This window comes from Pseudomonas fluorescens, assembly GCF_030344995.1.
GTDB classification, from domain to species: domain Bacteria; phylum Pseudomonadota; class Gammaproteobacteria; order Pseudomonadales; family Pseudomonadaceae; genus Aquipseudomonas; species Aquipseudomonas fluorescens_BF.
This window is the reverse complement of record NZ_CP128260.1, coordinates 5,941,764-5,959,531: the sequence shown is the minus strand read 5'-3', so window position 1 is coordinate 5,959,531 and position 17,768 is coordinate 5,941,764. Positions and strand designations below refer to the sequence as shown.

Genomic DNA, 17,768 nt, shown 5'->3' with positions numbered 1-17,768 from the left:
CTGCTTGAGGCAGGACTCAGCGGCTGGCGAAGTACATGGTGACTTCGAAGCCGATGCGCAGGTCGGTGTAAGCAGGTTTGGTCCAAGCCATCGGGTGACTCCTTTTTCAGGTGGGTGAGATAGCGCTATCCATAGGTATAGTCCACGGCAGCGCAGGGATGTTCCAAATAGTTAGGTGGCTATGTTACTCAAAATTTCAGCAGGTTTGCCCGTGAATCTTTGAGAAAGCTCCTTGCAGCCCCGGTAATGATCATTTTGCCGCTTGCCATGGCGCGCCTGGCGCAGGGCTGTTGGACAGGCCGTGCCAGCCGCCTTCGGCGCGGATCAGGCGTTGTGCGGCGGCCAGCAATGCCGGGCGATCCAGTTGAGCGATGGCGCTGCGCAGCTGGGTCAGATAATCCGACGAGTGGCCGGCGAGGCGGGCCTGCCACAGGAGTTCGGCAGCGGCTTTGCCGGACAGGGCGCTGTTATCGAACTGATCGGCAAGCGTCTGTCGTTGCTGGGCGAAGCTGGCGTCATCGAGTTGTTCGACAAGGGCTGGCAGGTCATCGAGAAACTGCTGAATGTGGCCGAGCAATTGCGCGGCGTTGGCCGAGGGCGATTGCACACCGAACAGCAATCCGGTCTGGCCGTGGAGCTGACGCAGGCCGCTGAACACCGCATAACCGAGTTGCAGTTCAACGCGCAGGCGTTGGTAGAACGGCGTCTGGCACAGGTGGGCGAGCAGCCGCGACGCGGCTTCATCGGCGATCTCGTGGCTGGCGGTCGGGCAGAACAGCAACAAGGCGTGTTCGCTGGACGCGCTTTCGATCTGACTCCACCGGTATCCGGCGTTGATGACAGACGGTGCGGGAATTTGATTATCCGGGATGCCCGGGATGCGACTCAGGGCCAGGCCCATGGCTGACTGGGTTTGTGGGTTGAGCCCCGAAGCCAGACCGTCCCAGCGGGAAGTTGTCCACAGGTGCACGGCGTCAGCGGATTCGCCTATCGCTGGCAGGCACTTTTCGGGCAGTGCCTTGAGCAGTTGGCGGATCGGTATCAGCGCAGGTTGCGGCTCGCCTTTTGCGGAATCGGCGCTTACTTGTGTCAGAGATTTCAGCGCGTGCTCCAGCACAACGGGCAGCGTGTCCTGCAGGCCGGTGAGTCTCAGCAGCCACTGATTACCCGAGGTGCTGAAGGACAACTCGACCCCGGCCTGACGCGCGTCGTCGGAAACCTCCCGCAGACTGCGTTGCAGTTTCGCTTGCAGCTCGGCCGTGGCCGACGCTTCCGTCTGCCAGCGCACATACACCGCACCTTCGTCGCCGTTGTCCGGCAGCGCCTGGCTGAATTGCATCGGCGAGCGTTCGCGCCGGCTGCGCGAGCGATCCTGAGCAAACGTGCGCAGGCCACGGTGGGCGCTGGTCTGGCCGCGGATCAGGCCGGCGTTGGCCAGTGGCTCGACTGCGCGCAGAAACGGATTGGCAGCGGGCAGATGCCAGTGACTGCTGAAGTTATCCACAATGCCGATTTTGCCGAGGATCGCTTTGAGCGCCGCAACGGCCTCTTCGGAGATTTCATTCTCGAGTTGTTCGCTGTCGACTCGGGCCAGTTGCAATGCGCCGCTGACTTGCTGCTGACGCTGAAGTTGTGCCGAATATTCCTCGCGCAGTGTCGGCCAGTCCTGCTGGGATGCGAAGAAGCTCAACCAGTCGAGAAACTGTGGGCGGATGGCGTCGAGTGACCCGGATGCCCCAGTGAACTGAAGATGTAGAAAAGCCTGCCCAGCAAATTGATAAGGCACACAGGCCTGTAAGTCTTCCGCGAATCCCTGCTGCTGCAAGTGAGCGAGCAGCCCACCGGGTTTGGCGCTGTTCAACCAGTGACAGAGAAACGCCAGCGCTTCGGCCGACGACTCCGGCAAATCCTCCAACGCAAACAGCAGATTGCCGTGCCGCTCGCCGACCTGTTGATAACTTTTCTGTGGATTGTCCATCAAGTAAACGGGGGCTGCCTGTGCAGTTTTATCCCCAGCTGTCAGCGCGGCGGCAAACTGTTCTGCCAGCGTTCTCAGCTCTTCAACACTTTGCGGTCCGACCAGGCTCAGAGTCATCTGCCCGGTGCGGTAAAACTGCTGATGGAAATCTTTCAGTGCCTGCTGAAACTTCGCTTGTTCTACCGGCAAACTCTCGCGGTTCCCGGCATGAAAGCCGCGCAACGGATGCGCTGCCGACAACCCCTCAAACAGCGCCTCTTTCTGCTGAGCCGCAGCATCTTGCGACCACGCGACAAACTCCGCCTGCAGCACTTCCCGTTCCCGCACCTGATCGTCCGGATTCATACGCGGATGGGCGAGCATGTCTGACAGACGCTCCAGCCCGCCGCTGAAGGACGGTGGCGGCAACTCAAAGAAGAAATCGGTGGTTCGCTCGCGGGTGCTGGCATTCACCTGACCGCCGTGACCTTGCACGTAGGCCATCAGGCCTTCGCTTGCAGGAAAACGCTCAGTGCCGAGGAACAGCAAATGCTCAAGGAAATGCGCCAGTCCCGGCCACGCCAACGGCACGTCATGACTGCCGGTAGCCACCCGCAACGCAGCGGCGCTCCGCTTCAGGCCAGGCACGTGACGCAGGGTCACGCGCAAGCCGTTGGCCAGTGTTTCGGTGTGGGGGCGGGGGTGAGTCGGCGCAGGCATGGGCACTTCCAGAACAGTGAAGTGCCAATGCTAGCGGATTAGCGCTTGTTGAGCGCGTCGTAAAGTTCGGGGCGGCGGTCGTTGAAGTAGCGGTTGGCGCTGCGCGAGTCGACCATCAACTGGCGATCCAGCTCGCCGACGATCAGGGCTTCGTCCAGTCCGGCCTGGGCGATGCGGCTGCCATCCGGCGCGGCAATGCTGCTTTGCCCGCAGTAATGGATGTCGCCCTCGTGGCCGCAATAGTTGGCGTAAGCCACGTAGCACTGGTTTTCGAAGGCGCGGGAGCGCACGGAAACATCGGCAATGAAATCGAAGGGAATCATGTTGGCTGTCGGCACCAGAATCAGCTCGGCACCTTCAAGGGCCAGGCGCCGGGCGTTTTCCGGGAACTCCAGGTCGTAGCAAATCAGGAAACCGAGCTTCCAGCCGTTGAGCTCGACGATGGGAAACTCGCCATCGCCGGGGCTGAACATCGAGCGGTCCAGATCACCGAACAGATGCGTCTTGCGGTAATTGCACAGGCGCTCACCGTTCGAATCGATCAACTGCACGGCGTTGTAGATCTGTCCGTCGGCGGTGCGCTCAGGGTAACCGTAGAGAATTGCCAGACCGGCAGCCTTGGCAATTCGTCCGATCTGCTGCGCCCATTCACCGTTGTAAACCTCGGCCAATGTCGCGACCGCCTCCTTGCCGATGTTGTAGCCGGTCAGGAACATTTCCGGCACCACCAGCAGGTCGGCGCCTTTGGCCTCCATCGCCAGTTGTTGCAGGCGCTGGAGGTTGGCGGCGGGTTCCAGTGGCAGCGGTGGACATTGGTAAAGGGCTACACGCATCAGGGATTCCTCTTACTCGGGCAGGGCAATCGGGCCGATGTCGTTGAACACATCACCCGGGCCGGGGTTCTCTTTATGTGTGGACCCGCCGAAGTGCTTCATGATTCCCCACACCGCGTTGAGCGAGGTCTGCACCGCGCCTTCAACCCAGGCCGGCGTCCACGACACGTCGTCGCCGGCAATGAAAATCCCGCGCTGCTCCGGCGGCATGTCGTCCTGCATGAAGTGCGCGTACATGCGCTGGTTGTAGCGATAGTGGCCGGGCAGGGCACCCTTGAAAGCGCCGAGGAAGTGCGGGTCGGCTTCCCACGACACAGTGATCGGATCGCCGATGATCCGCGCGGCGATGTCGACTTTCGGGTAGATCTTTTTCAACGCATCCAGTGCCAGTTTCACGCGTTTTTCCACTGGGTGCGGGAGCATCTTCAGCGCATCGCTCATCCACGAGTACGACAGGCAGATCACGCCCGGCTTGTCGTCGCCGTTGTCGAACAGATAGGTGCCACGGGTCAGGCGGTCGGTGAGGGTCATGCTCATCAGGTCGCGGCCGGTTTCCGGGTCCTTGTCCTTCCAGAACGGGCGGTCGACCATCACGAAGGTCTTCGACGATTGCATGTAGCGCGTGCGGTCCAGTGCCATCCACATCTTTTGCGAGAACAGGGTTTCATCGCATTCGATCTGGGTGGTCAGCAGCCAGCTCTGGCAGGTGGTCAGTACGGCGGCGTATTCGCGGGTGTCGCCGTTGTTGTCGGTGACGGCGAAACGTCCGTCAGGCGCGTGGGCGATTTTCTTCACCCCGGAACGTGGCGCGCCATGGTGCAACGATTTCAGGCTGGTGCCTTGCGGCCAGTGGACGCAGCGCTCGGGCGCATGACGCCAGATGCCTTGCGGCACTTGTTCCACACCGCCGACCACCAGGTGCTGGTGATCGTCGCAGTTGGTCATCACCACGCGGAAGATTTCCAGCATCGAGTTGGGGAAGTCCGAGTCCCAGCCACCGGTGCCGAAACCAACCTGACCGAACACTTCGCGGTGATGGAACGACAATTTGGCGAAGGCTTTCGACGTGGCGACGAAGTCGTAGAAGGTGCGGTCGTCCCACAGCGGAACCAGAGTGTTCCACAGCTCTTTGAGGCGCGGCACGTCACGGTCGCGGATGGCTTGCTGGATATCGGCGAACTGCGAGCCGGCCTCCAGAGCATCGGCCCAGGCGTCCGCCACTTCCTGGAACAGTGCAGGAAGATCCTTCAGGCTCTGTGCGTAATGGGTTTTGCCTTCCAAGTCGATCACAGTGCTGCCGGAAGCCGGTGTCAGCGGGTTGGGGAAGGGCTTGGTCTCGAGGCCGAGTTTGTCGACGTAGTGATAGAACGCGGTGGAGGACACAGGGAAACGCATGCCACCGAGTTCGGCGACGATGCCGTCAGTGCCGTTGAACGCCTGCGAACGCAGACGGCCGCCTAGCTTCGAGGCCTCATACACGACGGGTTTCAAGCCGAGTTTCATCAGCTCATAAGCCGCCACCAGACCGGCGATACCGGCCCCGACGATCGCCACTTCGGCACCGTGGTTGTACTCGGGAATGCTGCCCAGACCGGCCGGGTGTTCGATCCAGTCGTCAAAGGCGAAAGGAAAGTCCGGGCCGAAAATGGTGACTGGTTTTTTACCGTCTGCAGGATGGCGATTGTTCTTGTTCATGGCTGACCTTGCTGGCGACCCGACGCTGGATGCGCGTCTGAGTATAGGAAAAGATGCCAGCCATTCTAGGGAGCGTAGAACACGTTAATAAGACGCAAAGTGTCGTCGTTTTGAGTGCATGTGCTGCAATCTGACGATCTTATTAGTCAGACTGGGTGCCCGCGATCAATCTTGCTGCTGAGGATGATCGAGGTTGTGGTCTTCTCTACACCGTCTACGCTGCCGATCTGATCCAGAAGCTGATCGAGTTGTTCCGGTGAGTCGGTACGCAACCACGCCACATAATCAAACTCGCCACTCACCGCGCACAATTGCTGTACCTGAGCCATTGCGCTCAACCGGCGCAACACCTCTTTGCCGGAACGTGGCTGCACCTTGATCCCGACGTAAGCCTGCAAGCCTCCGTCCACGACACGCTGACCCAGACGAACGCCGTAGCCAGTGATGACCTTGGCCTTTTCCAGACGGGCCAGTCGCGAAGTCACGGTCGTGCGGGCGATCCCCAATTGCCGGGCCAGCATCGCCACGCTCTCGCGGGCGTTGATTTGCAGGGCAGCGATCAGTTGGCGGTCGATTTCATCGAGCACGGGTGGGCGGATGTCGGGCAAGGGCAGGCTCCTGCGGTACGGATCAATGGGGCTGCATGTTACAGGCTCGCCACGCGAGGCGCTTGTGAGCGCCGGGGGGATTAGGCAGTCACCGGATCGGGAGATTTTACTGAAACAAAAGAACAGACAAATGATTTGACTTGCCTGCTGCCTTTATCAAAAATGCCCCCAAGAGCGCGAAATCTGCTGCCTTGCAGGGCTTCAGCAGACGTAGGTACCTCAGCGATGCTGCAACATCGGTGTAAGGTGAGACCTCTTCATCCCATTTCCTGAGGATGCCAATATCAGGATTCAAATATTCGAGGGGAGCCAACAGGCTCCCCTTTTTGTTTGTCCTGAAAAACATATCTCTTGTAGAGAAGTTCGCCCTGACGGTGCTTGTTCATCGCCACTCTCCATATTTCAAACGGTCCCGTCAGCGTATCAATCGCATGCCGAACGTAGCGCTCTCGTGAGTCAGCGCGTTTTTCGACAATGTGGGCGAGTTTGTCCCTCATGACCGCAACGTTTCCGATCGGGGTGAGGATGGGTAGTCTTCTGAACATTGCGCTTGTGAAGAACCTAAACGCCAAACGACAGGCGAAAAAAAACCGCGCGAATGCGCGGCTTTTTCATGTTTGGTGGGCCCACACGGACTTGAACCGTGGACCAAAGGATTATGAGTCCTCTGCTCTAACCAACTGAGCTATAGGCCCTCAGTAGGCCGCGGATTATAGCGACGGTTTCTCGGCTGTGCTATCCGAAAAATCTGATACGGCTATACGAAGAAACGTCGCGGCGAATTCCTCTGGCGGAAGCGGCAGGCTGACGATGTAGCCCTGAATCTGTTCGCAGCCTTCGGCGGCGAGGAATTGTTGTTGCGCCTGAGTTTCCACGCCTTCGGCGATTACGGTGAATTGCATGCTGCGGCCCAGGGCGATGATCGCGCGGACAATCGCCGCGTCGTGCGGGTCGTCGGGCAGGCCACGGACGAAAGACTGGTCGATCTTGAGAATGTCCAGCGGCAGGCGCTTGAGATAACTCAGTGAGGAATAACCGGTGCCGAAGTCGTCGATGGCAAGTTGTACGCCCAGATGTTTGAGCTGGTGCAGCACCGCCAGCGCTTCTTCGGCCTGGCTCATGATGAAGTTTTCGGTAATTTCCAGTTGCAGTAATTCCGGCCGCAGACGGTTGTCCTTGAGCAGTTGTTCGATGCGTCCCAGCAGGTTTGGCTGGCGAAGTTGTGCGCCGGCGAGGTTCACCGACAGCGGGCCGAGGGATTCGTAAATCTGGCCCCACTCGAACATCTGCCGGCAGGCGGTTTCCAGCACCCAGTCGCCGATTTGCAGGATCATCCCGTTCTCTTCCGCCAACGGAATGAAGTGCTCCGGCGGCACATCGCCGAAGTTCGGGTGACGCCAGCGGATCAGGGCTTCGGCGCCGACCAGGCTGTGATCGTCGAGGCTGATTTTCGGTTGGTAATAGAGGTACAACTCCTCACGCTCGATGGCCCGCCGAAGTTCGTGCTCCAGCGCCACACGCTCGCTGGCCTGAGCGGTGAGGTCGCGGGTGTAGCTTTCGACCCGGTTGCGGCCCTTGGCCTTGGAGCGGTACATGGCCGCGTCTGCGTTCTTGATCAGGGTCGCGACATCGCAGCCGTCGCGCGGGTAAAGGCTGGTGCCGATGCTCGCACTGATGAAGAACTCATGCTCGCCGGCCTGGAACGGCGCGCCAAAGCAGTTCAGCAGTTTGGTAGCGATGTTGTCGGCATCGCCGGGCTGTTGCAGGCCGGGCAGCAGAATGATGAATTCGTCGCCCCCTAGCCGCGCGACGGTGTCGATGTCGCGCAGTTGCTCCTTGAGGCGTACGGCGATGCCCTTGAGCAGCAAATCGCCGACCGGGTGACCGAGGCTGTCGTTGATGTGCTTGAAACGGTCGAGGTCGAGAAACAGGACTGCGCCCTGGCCGCCGTTTTCCTGCTGGCTGTTGAGTGCCATCAACAGGCGACTTTCGAACAGCGTGCGGTTCGGCAGGCCGGTGAGCGGATCGTGATGCGCCTGATAGTCGAGTTTGGCCTGGGCGTGCTTGAGGCTGGAGATATCGGCGAACACCGCAACGAAGTGGGTGATGAACTTGTCGCGGTTGCGCACGGCACTGATGGTCAGCCAGCTCGGGTACAGCTCGCCGTTTTTGCGCCGGTTGGAGATTTCGCCCTGCCAATGACCTTCGTCGGTCAATTGATGCCACATCGCCGCGTAGAACGCGCTGTCGTGCAGGCCGGACGCAAGCAGGCGCGGAGTGTGACCGAGCGCTTCGCTTTCGCTGTATCCGGTGATTTCGGTGAAGGCCCGGTTCACGGCGCTGATGTGTTGCTGGGTGTCGGTGATCAGCACGCCTTCGGCAGTGCTTTCGAACACGGTCGCGGCCTGTTGCAGTTTTTCCTGCATCAGGTGGCGTTCGGTGATGTCCCGGGCGATGGTCAGCATGCAGTCTTCGTCTCCGATCGGCAGCGGGCGGCTGGATACCTCGCACAGTCGGATCTGCCCGTCGCTGCGGCGGATGTGGCAGCTGAAGTCGCGAACGAACCCGTCGCGGTGCAGCAGGTCGAGCATTTGCTTGCGTTCGTTGAGGTTGACCCAGATGCCCAGGTCCAGCGCCGAGCGGTCCACCGACATCGCGCTGTTGAAACCGGTGATACGACTGAAACCTTCGTTGACTTCCAGCAGCAGACCATCGCTCTGGCGCGACAGCAGCAGACCGTCCGGCGAGGCGTGGAAGGCCTTGGCGAACTTCTCTTCGGAAGTTTGCAGTTGCTGTTGGGTTTCCTTGAGCTGGGTAATGTCGCGGACCACCACAACCAGCGCGGGTGTGGTGTCAAGCTCGAAGGGTTCGGCGGAAATCAGCCCGGTGAACACCTGGCCATTGTTGCGGCGAAAGGGCATCTCCAGGTTGCGAATGCTGCCGGCCTGTAGCCGCTGAAGCAGGCCCGGGCCGACTCCGGGAATGCCCCAGATGTTGAGTTCGGTGGCGGTCTGGCCAATCACCTCTTCGGCCTTGAGCCCGATCTGTTCCTCAAAGGCTTCGTTAACCTCCAGCAAGCAGCCGTCAGAGAGCCGGGCGATGACCAGAATGTCCGGGCATTGCTGGAATACCGAAGCGAATTTCTGTTCCGACAGGCGCAACGCCTCTTCGGTGCGCTTGGTTTCGCTGATGTCGATCATCAGGCCGCGCATCACCGGTTCGTGGCCGTGTTCGATCAGACTGACAATGTCACGCACCCACAAACAACGTCCGTCAGCGGTGATGACGCGGTAATCGAGACTGTGATCGCGCCCGGCCAGCACTTCGTGATCGCAGAAGCTCTGGGCACGAGTCAGATCGGCGGGGTGAATGATGTTGCGCCAAAAGCCTGGAATCAGCCAATGGGACAGCGGATAGCCGAGCAGATCCTCGGCGTGGGGCGAAACATAGCTGTAGGTGAAATCGCTGATTCGCGCTTCCCAGGCGATGGCCGAAAGACTCTCCACCAGTCCGCGATAGTGGTATTCGCTGCTGCGCAGTTCCTGTTCGAGGTCGATACGTCGGGCAATCTCCGAGCTCAGGCGACGGTTTATGCGGATCACCACCGCCAGAACGATGACCAGAAGCAATAGACCCGGTAATCCGTAAACCAGCAGATCCGACCAGAATGTCCGGTGATCGAGGACGTTGCCGACCCAGTGTTCCTGAATGCTGCTGATTTCCTCCGGGGACATGTCGGCCAGCACTTTGTCCAGAATCCCCACCAGCATTTTGTTGTCGCGCGGGACGCCCATCGCCAGTTGATAGCGGTAAGGGGTTTCGCCGCTGACGTATAAGCCGTCGAGTTTGAGCTGGCGCAGGCTCCAGACACTGGAGGCCAGGTCGCCGACCACTGCGTCCACTTCATCAGTGGCCAAGGCTTGCAGCGCGGAGCTGACGTTGGGCATCGCCACCAGGTTCAGGTCGGGGTGATGGGTGCGCAGCAGTTCGTGAGGGGCGTAGTTCTCGACCACGGCGATTTTCAGACCGTAAAGATCCTCGAGCTTGCGTGGTTGCGGGCCGCCGACGTGGGCGAGGATGACGATCGGAAAGTCGAGATAGGGGCGAGTGAATGACAGGTAACTTTGGCGTTCCGGGGTGGACATGATGCCCGGCAGCAGGTCGATCGTGCCGTTTTTCGCCTGTTCGAGCACGACTGTCCAGCTCACCGGCTCGATGGGGGTGAGTTTGATCGCCAGGCGTTGGCGAATCACATCGATATAGTCTGCCGCCAGGCCTTGATAGCGGCTCTGGTCATCGCGGAACTCGAAGGGCGGCCACGACGCATCGACACCCAGGCGCAAGTCCGGGTGAGCCGCCAGCCAGCTACGTTCTTCATCGGTCAGAGTCAGCGCGTCAGCCGTTGCGGTCCAGATCATCAGTGACAGCAAAAAAAGCACGGACGCCAGTCTGGGCATAACGGTCTCGTTATGGCTCGGGGGAATGTTTCGAGTGTAGACGGGCTGTGCGTGGGGGAGGGAGGTGCGAGGTATTTTATCTGCCCAAAAAACAAAACCCCCGGCCTGGGCCGGGGGTTCTGGTGTCACTCGTCGAGGAAGGAGCGCAGATGCTCGCTTCGCGTCGGGTGGCGCAGCTTGCGCAGCGCCTTGGCTTCGATCTGACGAATCCGCTCACGGGTCACGTCAAACTGTTTGCCGACTTCTTCTAGCGTGTGGTCGGTGTTCATGTCGATACCGAAACGCATGCGCAGTACCTTGGCTTCACGGGCAGTAAGGCCGGACAGCACTTCGCGGGTCGCTTCTTTCAGGCTCTCAACAGTGGCGACATCGATTGGCGACTGCATGGTCGAGTCTTCGATGAAGTCACCCAGATGGGAGTCTTCGTCATCACCGATCGGGGTTTCCATGGAGATCGGCTCTTTGGCGATCTTCAATACCTTGCGGATCTTGTCCTCAGGCATTTCCATGCGTTCACCCAGCTCTTCCGGGGTCGGTTCGCGACCCATTTCCTGCAGCATCTGGCGGGAAATGCGGTTGAGCTTGTTGATCGTCTCGATCATGTGCACCGGAATACGGATGGTGCGGGCCTGGTCGGCGATCGAGCGAGTGATCGCCTGACGGATCCACCAGGTGGCATAAGTCGAGAACTTGTAACCACGACGGTATTCGAACTTGTCCACCGCTTTCATCAGACCGATGTTGCCTTCCTGGATCAGATCGAGGAATTGCAGGCCGCGGTTGGTGTACTTCTTGGCGATGGAGATCACCAGACGCAAGTTCGCTTCAACCATCTCTTTCTTCGCGCGGCGGGCTTTCGCCTCACCGATCGACATGCGACGGTTGATGTCCTTGATCTCGGCGATGGTCAGGCCGGTCTCGGTTTCCAGCGCGGTCAGCTTCTGCTGGCAACGGATGATGTCCGGTTGCACGCGGGCAATGGCTTCGGCGTATTTGCTCTTGCCTTTGGCCAGGGCGTCGGACCAGCTTTCGTCGACTTCGTTGCCCGGGAACTGGCGCAGGAAGTCGGCGCGTGGCATACGTGCATCACGTACGCACAGTTGCATGATCGCGCGCTCTTGCTGACGCAGACGATCCAGGGCACTGCGGACACGCTCGACCAGGGCTTCGAATTGCTTCGGCACCAGCTTGATCGGCATGAACAGCTCGGCCAGGGCCAACAGTTCGGCAATCGCCGCCTTGTTGTGACGACCGTGCTTTTTCAGGGCCTTGCGGGTGATTTCCATCTGGTCAGCCACGGCGCCGAAACGCTGGGCAGCAATGACCGGATCCGGACCGCTTTCGGCTTCTTCTTCGTCATCGGAAGCTTCGGCATCGTCGTCTTCGGAGTCGTCGTCCGCCTTCGCTGCTTTCGCGTCGATCGGTGGCGGGACTTCGGCGGCAGGCGGCGTAATGCCGTCGTCCGGGTCGATGTAACCGCTCAGAACGTCGGACAGGCGACCACCTTCTGTGGTGACGCGAGTGTACTCGGAGAGAATATGATCAACCGTGCCAGGGAAGTGCGCGATGGCGCTCATCACTTCACGGATGCCTTCTTCGATACGCTTGGCGATTTCGATTTCGCCTTCACGAGTCAGAAGCTCGACCGTACCCATTTCACGCATGTACATGCGCACCGGGTCAGTGGTGCGACCGATATCGGTCTCCACCGCCGCCAACGCAGCGGCTGCTTCTTCCGCAGCGGCCTCGTCGGTATCGGCGTCGGCCAGCATAAGGGCGTCCGCATCCGGAGCACTCTCGTGTACGGGGATCCCCATGTCGTTAATCATGCGGATGATGTCTTCCACCTGCTCCGGATCTGAAATATCCTCGGGCAGGTGGTCGTTGACCTCGGCGTAAGTCAGATACTTCTGCTCACGACCCAGTTTGATCAACTCAATAATACGAGACTGCTGTTGCGCTTTTCCGGACATAACACCCTATCCACTGAAGGTCTTGGCGGGCAAAAAACAAGCCGAGGATTATACCTGAGCTATGACCTCACGCGCCAGTTGAGGTCGGGTTTGATGCGGAAACATTGCGACTTAAAAGGTCGCGCAGTTGATTTTTCTCATCGGTGCTCAGTTCGCTTTGACGCGCTTTCCTGAGCAGTTGTTCCAGATTTCGCTCGCGTTGGCGGGCTGACAAGCTAGTAATGGTGTCGAAAAACTGTTGTTCAAGGTTGTCTCCGTCAATCAGCCATTCCTTTTCCGCCAGTGCCTTGAGCAGGCGGCCCTGTTCGGTTCCGTGCCATCGCGCGATCAACTGAAATGAGTTTAGCTTGGGATTCTTCTGTACGGCTTCGAGCAGTGCCACCAGCAGTTGTGCGTTGGTCTGGTTCTCGTCCGCGAAGTGTCCGGCATCCTCGACTTTTTCCGCCAGTTGCGGGTGATGCAGCAAGGTTCTCAGGGCGGCCAAGGTCGGTGGTTCGACGGCGGCAGGGACGCGTGGGGCACGGGGTTGATCTCGATCACCGCCACGCTTGCCATTCTTGTCCCACGGTTTCTTGTCCCATTTCTTGCCGCCAGCGCCGGATTTCTTCGGCGTCCATTCCTGCTGCGGCACATACATGTCCTGTGCCTGCGGCTGATGGTAGTCGCTGTAGTCCGGCATGGCGTCGTAATCGATGCCCGGGTCGTAGGCCGGCGGCGCTTCCTGCGGAGCGCTCTGGGCCAACTGGCTGACGCTTTCGCTGCTCAGTCCGGTGATCTCGGTCAGGCGCTGACGCATCAGGATGCGCAGGTTGGCGCCGGGGACCTTGTCGATCAACGGTGCTGCGAGCGTGGCCATGTGGGCCTTGCCCTCCAGCGAGCGCGGGTCGGCTTCTTCGGTCAGTTGCTGGAAGAAGTAGTCCGCCAGCGGCTGAGCATGCTGATTGATCCGGGCGCGGAAGGCATCAGTGCCCTCGGCGCGAATCAGCGTATCCGGGTCTTCGCCTTCAGGCAGAAACAGAAAGCGTGCACGACGCCCGTCCTGAAGGCTGGACAGTGTTGCTTCCAGCGCACGCCAGGCGGCGTTGCGACCGGCCTGGTCACCGTCAAAGCAAAACAGTACGTTCGGCACGACGCGAAACAGACGTTTGAGGTGTTCTTCGCTGGTCGCGGTACCCAGTGTCGCGACGGCATTGCGCAGGCCTTGCTGTGCCAGGGCGATGACGTCCATATAACCCTCGACGACGATGATTTCGTCGAGATTGCGATTGTTCTTGCGTGCCTCATAGAGGCCATAGAGTTCCTGGCCTTTATGGAATACCGGGGTTTCCGGCGAGTTCAGGTACTTTGGCTTGTCGTCCCCGAGCACTCGACCGCCGAAAGCAATGATCCGTCCACGGGTGTCGCGGATCGGAAACATCACGCGATCGCGGAAGCGGTCATAGCGTTTGCCGGTTTCGGCGTTCTCGATCAGTAAGCCTGCGTCGATCATGGCTTTCTGCTGCAAGGTGTCGCTGCTCAAGTGTTTGAACAGGTTGTCCCAGCCCGGCGGTGCGAATCCGAGACCGAAGTCCCGGGCGATCTCGCCGGTCAGGCCGCGACCCTTGAGGTAATCCACTGCTGCCTTGCGTGCCGGGTGGCTTTTGAGGGCCTGCCGGTAAAAATCTGCAGCGGCGGTGAGCAGAGGGTACAGCGGTGAGTCGGTCGGTTGACGCGGTTTGTTCGAGCGACCGCCTTCTTCGCGCGGCACTTCCATGCCGGCGGCTTTGGCCAGGTCTTCGACAGCCTGGGGGAAGTCCAGATTGTCGTGATCCATGAGAAAGCCGAGGGCGTTGCCGCCAGCGCCGCAGCCGAAGCAGTAATAGAACTGCTTGTCGGGGCTGACGCTGAACGACGGGGTTTTTTCTTTGTGGAACGGGCAGCAGGCGGTGTAGTTTTTACCGGCCTTCTTCAATTGCACGCGCGAGCTGACCACGTCGACGATGTCGGTGCGGTTCAGAAGGTCGTCAATGAAGCTCTGGGGAATCAGCCCGGCCATGGCGTTCTCGTCTGCGCTGTAATGGATCCGATGCGAAAGGCCGCCGGACGCGGGTCATTGAGTGATGCGCGCACGTGGGGCGGCTCGACCGGTGTCGTTTGCGTAATCGCTGTCGGGAAGTGTATCTGCCGAAAATCCACTGACGTTAGTACTCATCAGTCTTCGACTATTCGAAAATGTTGCGCTGAATCCGCTGACGGCCTGTAATCGGCCTCGGATAGCTCATGAAGCGGGCACGCAAGCAGGTGCCTTGGGCTGATCGTCGTAAGAGGAATCAGTGGGTGTGCTCGTCAGTAGCCTTGAAGGCTCGTCAGAAAAGACGTGCACCGCTGGCAAAAGAGCCAGGCCTGACGCGGTGAAGCGGGTTTGTCTCGGTCGCATCTGCGGCTTCGACGGTGAAGCATCAAGCGTTTTACGCAAATGCCATTAGCCCGGCTGAGGGCCGGGCTTGGCAGAAGCTTGCTACGATCGTCTGTGTATTAGTACAGACGAACGGCGCGGCGCTGTTCGCGCTGAACTTTCTTGGCGTGACGCTTAACAGCAGCAGCTGCCTTGCGCTTACGCTCAGAAGTTGGCTTCTCGTAAAATTCGCGGCTACGAACTTCAGCCAGTACACCGGCTTTTTCGCAGGAGCGCTTGAAACGACGCAGAGCTACGTCGAAGGGTTCGTTCTCTTTAACTTTGACGGCTGGCATCCAGAGCTACCTTCATTCATTACCGGGGTCAACATCCTCGCGGCAAAAGAGCACTTGAAGACGTCGGTTTTTAAGGGTTGCGGATGTTAACCCCTCATCGCTCGGAATGCAAAGCCTCTGATCGAAAACCGCTGGTCGGGGCATCACGCGGCGACTATTATGCGCGCCTTCGAATTCAGCCTAAACAAGGCGCAAACCCATGCTAGTACTGGGATTAGAAACTTCCTGCGACGAAACCGGCGTCGCTTTGTACGACAGTGAGCGCGGCCTGCTGGCCGACGCGCTGTTCAGTCAGATCGACCTGCACCGCGTCTATGGCGGCGTCGTGCCGGAGCTGGCTTCGCGCGACCACGTCAAGCGCATGCTGCCCCTGATTCGTCAGGTGCTGGCCGAGGCCGACTGCGTACCGACCGAGATCGACGCCATCGCCTACACCGCGGGTCCCGGCCTGGTCGGTGCTCTGCTGGTAGGGGCTTCCTGCGCTCAGGCGCTGGCCTTTGCCTGGGGCATTCCGGCGCTCGGCGTGCACCACATGGAAGGCCACTTGCTGGCGCCGATGCTGGAGCCAAAACCGCCGGAATTCCCGTTCGTCGCTTTATTGGTCTCCGGTGGTCATACGCAGCTGGTTCAGGTCGATGGCATCGGCCAATACAGCCTGCTTGGCGAGACGCTGGACGATGCAGCGGGCGAAGCGTTCGACAAGACTGCAAAAATGATGGGCCTGAATTATCCGGGCGGACCGGAAATCGCCAAGCTGGCAGAGAAGGGCGTCGCAGGACGTTTCACCTTTCCTCGTCCGATGTGTGATCGCCCGGGCCTGGATTTCAGCTTCAGCGGCCTGAAGACCTTCGCCCTCAACACCTGGCAGCAATGCGTCAGCGCCGGGGACGACAGCGAGCAAGCCCGTTGCGACATCGCGCTGGCGTTCCAGCAGGCCGTGGTGGAGACTTTGACCATCAAGTGCAAGCGTGCCCTCAAGCAGGCCGGCATGAAGCGTCTGGTGATCGCCGGCGGCGTCAGTGCCAACAAGGCGCTGCGTGTTTCGCTGGAGAAAATGCTCGGCGATATGAAGGGCTACGTGTTCTATGCCCGTCCCGAGTTTTGCACCGACAACGGCGCGATGATCGCGTTTGCCGGTTGCCAGCGTTTGCAGGCTGGTCAGCAGGAAAGCCTGGCGATCAGCGTGCAGGCGCGCTGGCCGATGGAGCAATTGTCGGCGCTGTGATGAGCGGTGCTCACGTGCGGTATTTAAAAATGCCGTTCGCGCCCGGCGAACAGGTCGCGTAGATTGCCCCGGTGGCGCCAGACGATCAGCAGTGTCAGTGTGCTCATCGGCAATAGCGCCGCCGGTTCCTGCCAGGCCAGCAACGGCAGGGTCAGCGGAGTGGCGATCAACGCCGCCAGCGAGCTGGTGCGGGTCAGGTAGAACGTCAGCAGCCAGGCGCACACGGCCAGCAGCGCGGCGGGCGGATACAGGCCCAGCAGCATGCCGGCCGCCGTGGCGACGCCCTTGCCACCGCGAAAGCGGAAGTACAACGGGAACAGGTGACCGATCACGGCGCAGACGCCGATCCACGCCTGATCCTGCAGCGAAAGGCCCATTGCCGAAGCGATCAGCACCGGCAGCAGGCCTTTGCACAGATCACCCAGCAGGGTCAGGATCGCGAGTTTGCGTCCGGCCAGGCGCAGCATGTTGGTGGCGCCGGCATTACCCGAGCCACTCATTCGCGGATCCGGATTTCCGGTCAGGCGGCTGAGCAAAATGGCGAAGGACAGCGAGCCGAGCAGGTAGGCGAGGATCGCCAGTAACCAAAACATGCTAACTATTCCGGGCGAGGACGCCCTGATTCTAACGGCGCATTGCGCCCTTGTCGTGCAGCGGAGAAAAGTGCTTGGACAGAGTGTTTATCGAGGGCCTGGAAGTCGACACCGTAATCGGTGCCTACGACTGGGAGCGCGGCATCCGACAGTGCCTGCGTCTTGATTTGAGCTTCGCCTGGGACAATCGCCCGGCCGCCGCCGGTGATGACCTGACCCTGGCGCTCGATTACGCCAGTGTCTCCACGCGGATCCAGGCCTTTGCCGAGCAATCCCAGTATCAACTGGTCGAAACCTTTGCCGAGCGCCTGGTTGAAGTGCTGATGAGCGAATTCAAGATCACCTGGGTGCGCCTGAAGCTGACCAAGCCAGGTGCCGTACCGGCCGCCAAGGGTGGCGTGGGTGTGGAGATCGAGCGCGGATGCCGCTGACCCAGGTCTATCTCGGGCTCGGTAGCAATATCGAGCGCGAAACCCATTTGCAGGCCGGTCTGGATGCCTTGTCCACGTTTCTGGTGGATATCCGCTGCTCGCCTGTGTTCGAAAGCCAGTCGGTGGGAATCAAGAGCGGGCCGTTCTTCAACTTCGTGGTGTCGGCGTTCACCGATCTGTCGTTGATCGAGCTGGATCGCCGCTTGAAATTCATTGAAGCGGACAATGGCCGATATGCGCCGGATCGCAAGGGATTGCCGTTGGATATCGACGTGTTGCTGTACGGCGATCTGGCGGGCAACTTCGACGGACTGATCCTGCCTCGTGCGGAAATCCTGAAAAATGCCTTTGTGCTGTGGCCGCTGTCGCTGATTGCGCCGGATCGGGTGCATCCCGGTGTAGGAAAAAGCTTTGCCACATTGTGGGCCGAAGCGCAGATCGATCAGGTGCTGGCACCGGTCGGATTTGAATGGCGCGGCACTCAGCTCACGCCTTCAAATCTGTCTTGAACAGTTTGATCCGCCCTCGCGAGGGCGGATCAGGTGT

15 protein-coding genes and 1 tRNA gene are annotated in these 17,768 nt (G+C 60.0%); 3 read left to right on the top strand and 13 right to left on the bottom strand.

Going from position 1 to position 17,768, the window contains the following annotated elements:
• Positions 1-16: 16 nt before the first annotated feature.
• From pqqA to rpsU, 12 genes are all read right to left on the bottom strand, one after another.
• Positions 17-91 carry a pyrroloquinoline quinone precursor peptide PqqA gene (pqqA, locus tag QR290_RS26875; protein ID WP_003444522.1) on the bottom strand — a complete coding sequence of 25 codons (75 nt, stop codon included), beginning with the start codon at positions 89-91 and terminating at the stop codon, positions 17-19.
• A gap of 159 nt (positions 92-250) precedes the next feature.
• Complete coding sequence (pqqF, locus tag QR290_RS26870; protein WP_289203934.1) at positions 251-2,677, bottom strand: pyrroloquinoline quinone biosynthesis protein PqqF; 2,427 nt, start codon at positions 2,675-2,677, stop codon at positions 251-253.
• A gap of 38 nt (positions 2,678-2,715) precedes the next feature.
• Positions 2,716-3,510 carry a carbon-nitrogen hydrolase family protein gene (locus tag QR290_RS26865; RefSeq protein ID WP_289203933.1) on the bottom strand — a complete coding sequence of 265 codons (795 nt, stop codon included), beginning with the start codon at positions 3,508-3,510 and terminating at the stop codon, positions 2,716-2,718.
• 12 nt (positions 3,511-3,522) lie between these two features.
• The gene (locus QR290_RS26860) at positions 3,523-5,205 is read right to left on the bottom strand and encodes a flavin monoamine oxidase family protein (RefSeq protein WP_289203932.1); all 1,683 of its coding nucleotides are present in this window, start codon (positions 5,203-5,205) and stop codon (positions 3,523-3,525) included.
• 146 nt (positions 5,206-5,351) lie between these two features.
• Positions 5,352-5,813: an Lrp/AsnC family transcriptional regulator gene (locus QR290_RS26855; RefSeq protein ID WP_007959884.1), complete on the bottom strand. Its 462-nt coding sequence runs from the start codon at positions 5,811-5,813 to the stop codon at positions 5,352-5,354.
• 106 nt (positions 5,814-5,919) lie between these two features.
• Positions 5,920-6,126: a hypothetical protein gene (locus QR290_RS26850; protein ID WP_162803851.1), complete on the bottom strand. Its 207-nt coding sequence runs from the start codon at positions 6,124-6,126 to the stop codon at positions 5,920-5,922.
• Positions 6,098-6,358: a PBECR2 nuclease fold domain-containing protein gene (locus QR290_RS28680; protein WP_353739141.1), complete on the bottom strand. Its 261-nt coding sequence runs from the start codon at positions 6,356-6,358 to the stop codon at positions 6,098-6,100. The genes QR290_RS26850 and QR290_RS28680 overlap by 29 nt, the downstream gene beginning before the upstream one ends.
• Positions 6,359-6,431: 73 nt before the next feature.
• Positions 6,432-6,508, bottom strand: a tRNA-Ile gene (locus QR290_RS26845).
• A gap of 15 nt (positions 6,509-6,523) precedes the next feature.
• Positions 6,524-10,270, bottom strand: a complete 3,747-nt coding sequence (locus QR290_RS26840) for a bifunctional diguanylate cyclase/phosphodiesterase (protein ID WP_289203931.1) — start codon at positions 10,268-10,270, stop codon at positions 6,524-6,526.
• 125 nt (positions 10,271-10,395) lie between these two features.
• Positions 10,396-12,243: an RNA polymerase sigma factor RpoD gene (rpoD, locus tag QR290_RS26835; protein ID WP_011336219.1), complete on the bottom strand. Its 1,848-nt coding sequence runs from the start codon at positions 12,241-12,243 to the stop codon at positions 10,396-10,398.
• Between the two features lie 67 nt (positions 12,244-12,310).
• Complete coding sequence (dnaG, locus tag QR290_RS26830; protein WP_007959890.1) at positions 12,311-14,278, bottom strand: DNA primase; 1,968 nt, start codon at positions 14,276-14,278, stop codon at positions 12,311-12,313.
• Positions 14,279-14,757: 479 nt separating this feature from the next.
• Complete coding sequence (rpsU, locus tag QR290_RS26825) at positions 14,758-14,973, bottom strand: 30S ribosomal protein S21 (RefSeq protein ID WP_002551877.1); 216 nt, start codon at positions 14,971-14,973, stop codon at positions 14,758-14,760.
• Between the two features lie 199 nt (positions 14,974-15,172).
• On the opposite strand from rpsU, the gene tsaD reads away from it, so the two are divergent.
• Positions 15,173-16,198, top strand: a complete 1,026-nt coding sequence (gene tsaD / locus QR290_RS26820; RefSeq protein ID WP_289203930.1) for a tRNA (adenosine(37)-N6)-threonylcarbamoyltransferase complex transferase subunit TsaD — start codon at positions 15,173-15,175, stop codon at positions 16,196-16,198.
• 23 nt (positions 16,199-16,221) lie between these two features.
• On the opposite strand, the gene plsY is transcribed toward tsaD, so the two are convergent.
• Positions 16,222-16,791, bottom strand: coding sequence for a glycerol-3-phosphate 1-O-acyltransferase PlsY (plsY, locus tag QR290_RS26815; RefSeq protein ID WP_007959895.1), 570 nt, complete (start codon positions 16,789-16,791; stop codon positions 16,222-16,224).
• Between the two features lie 74 nt (positions 16,792-16,865).
• Here plsY and folB point away from each other — a divergent pair, with 74 nt between their 5' ends.
• Together folB and folK are read left to right on the top strand one after the other, a co-directional pair.
• Complete coding sequence (gene folB, locus QR290_RS26810) at positions 16,866-17,222, top strand: dihydroneopterin aldolase (RefSeq protein ID WP_064599849.1); 357 nt, start codon at positions 16,866-16,868, stop codon at positions 17,220-17,222.
• The gene (gene folK / locus QR290_RS26805) at positions 17,213-17,731 is read left to right on the top strand and encodes a 2-amino-4-hydroxy-6-hydroxymethyldihydropteridine diphosphokinase (protein WP_289203929.1); all 519 of its coding nucleotides are present in this window, start codon (positions 17,213-17,215) and stop codon (positions 17,729-17,731) included. Before folB ends, folK begins: the two co-directional genes overlap by 10 nt.
• Positions 17,732-17,768: the final 37 nt, after the last annotated feature.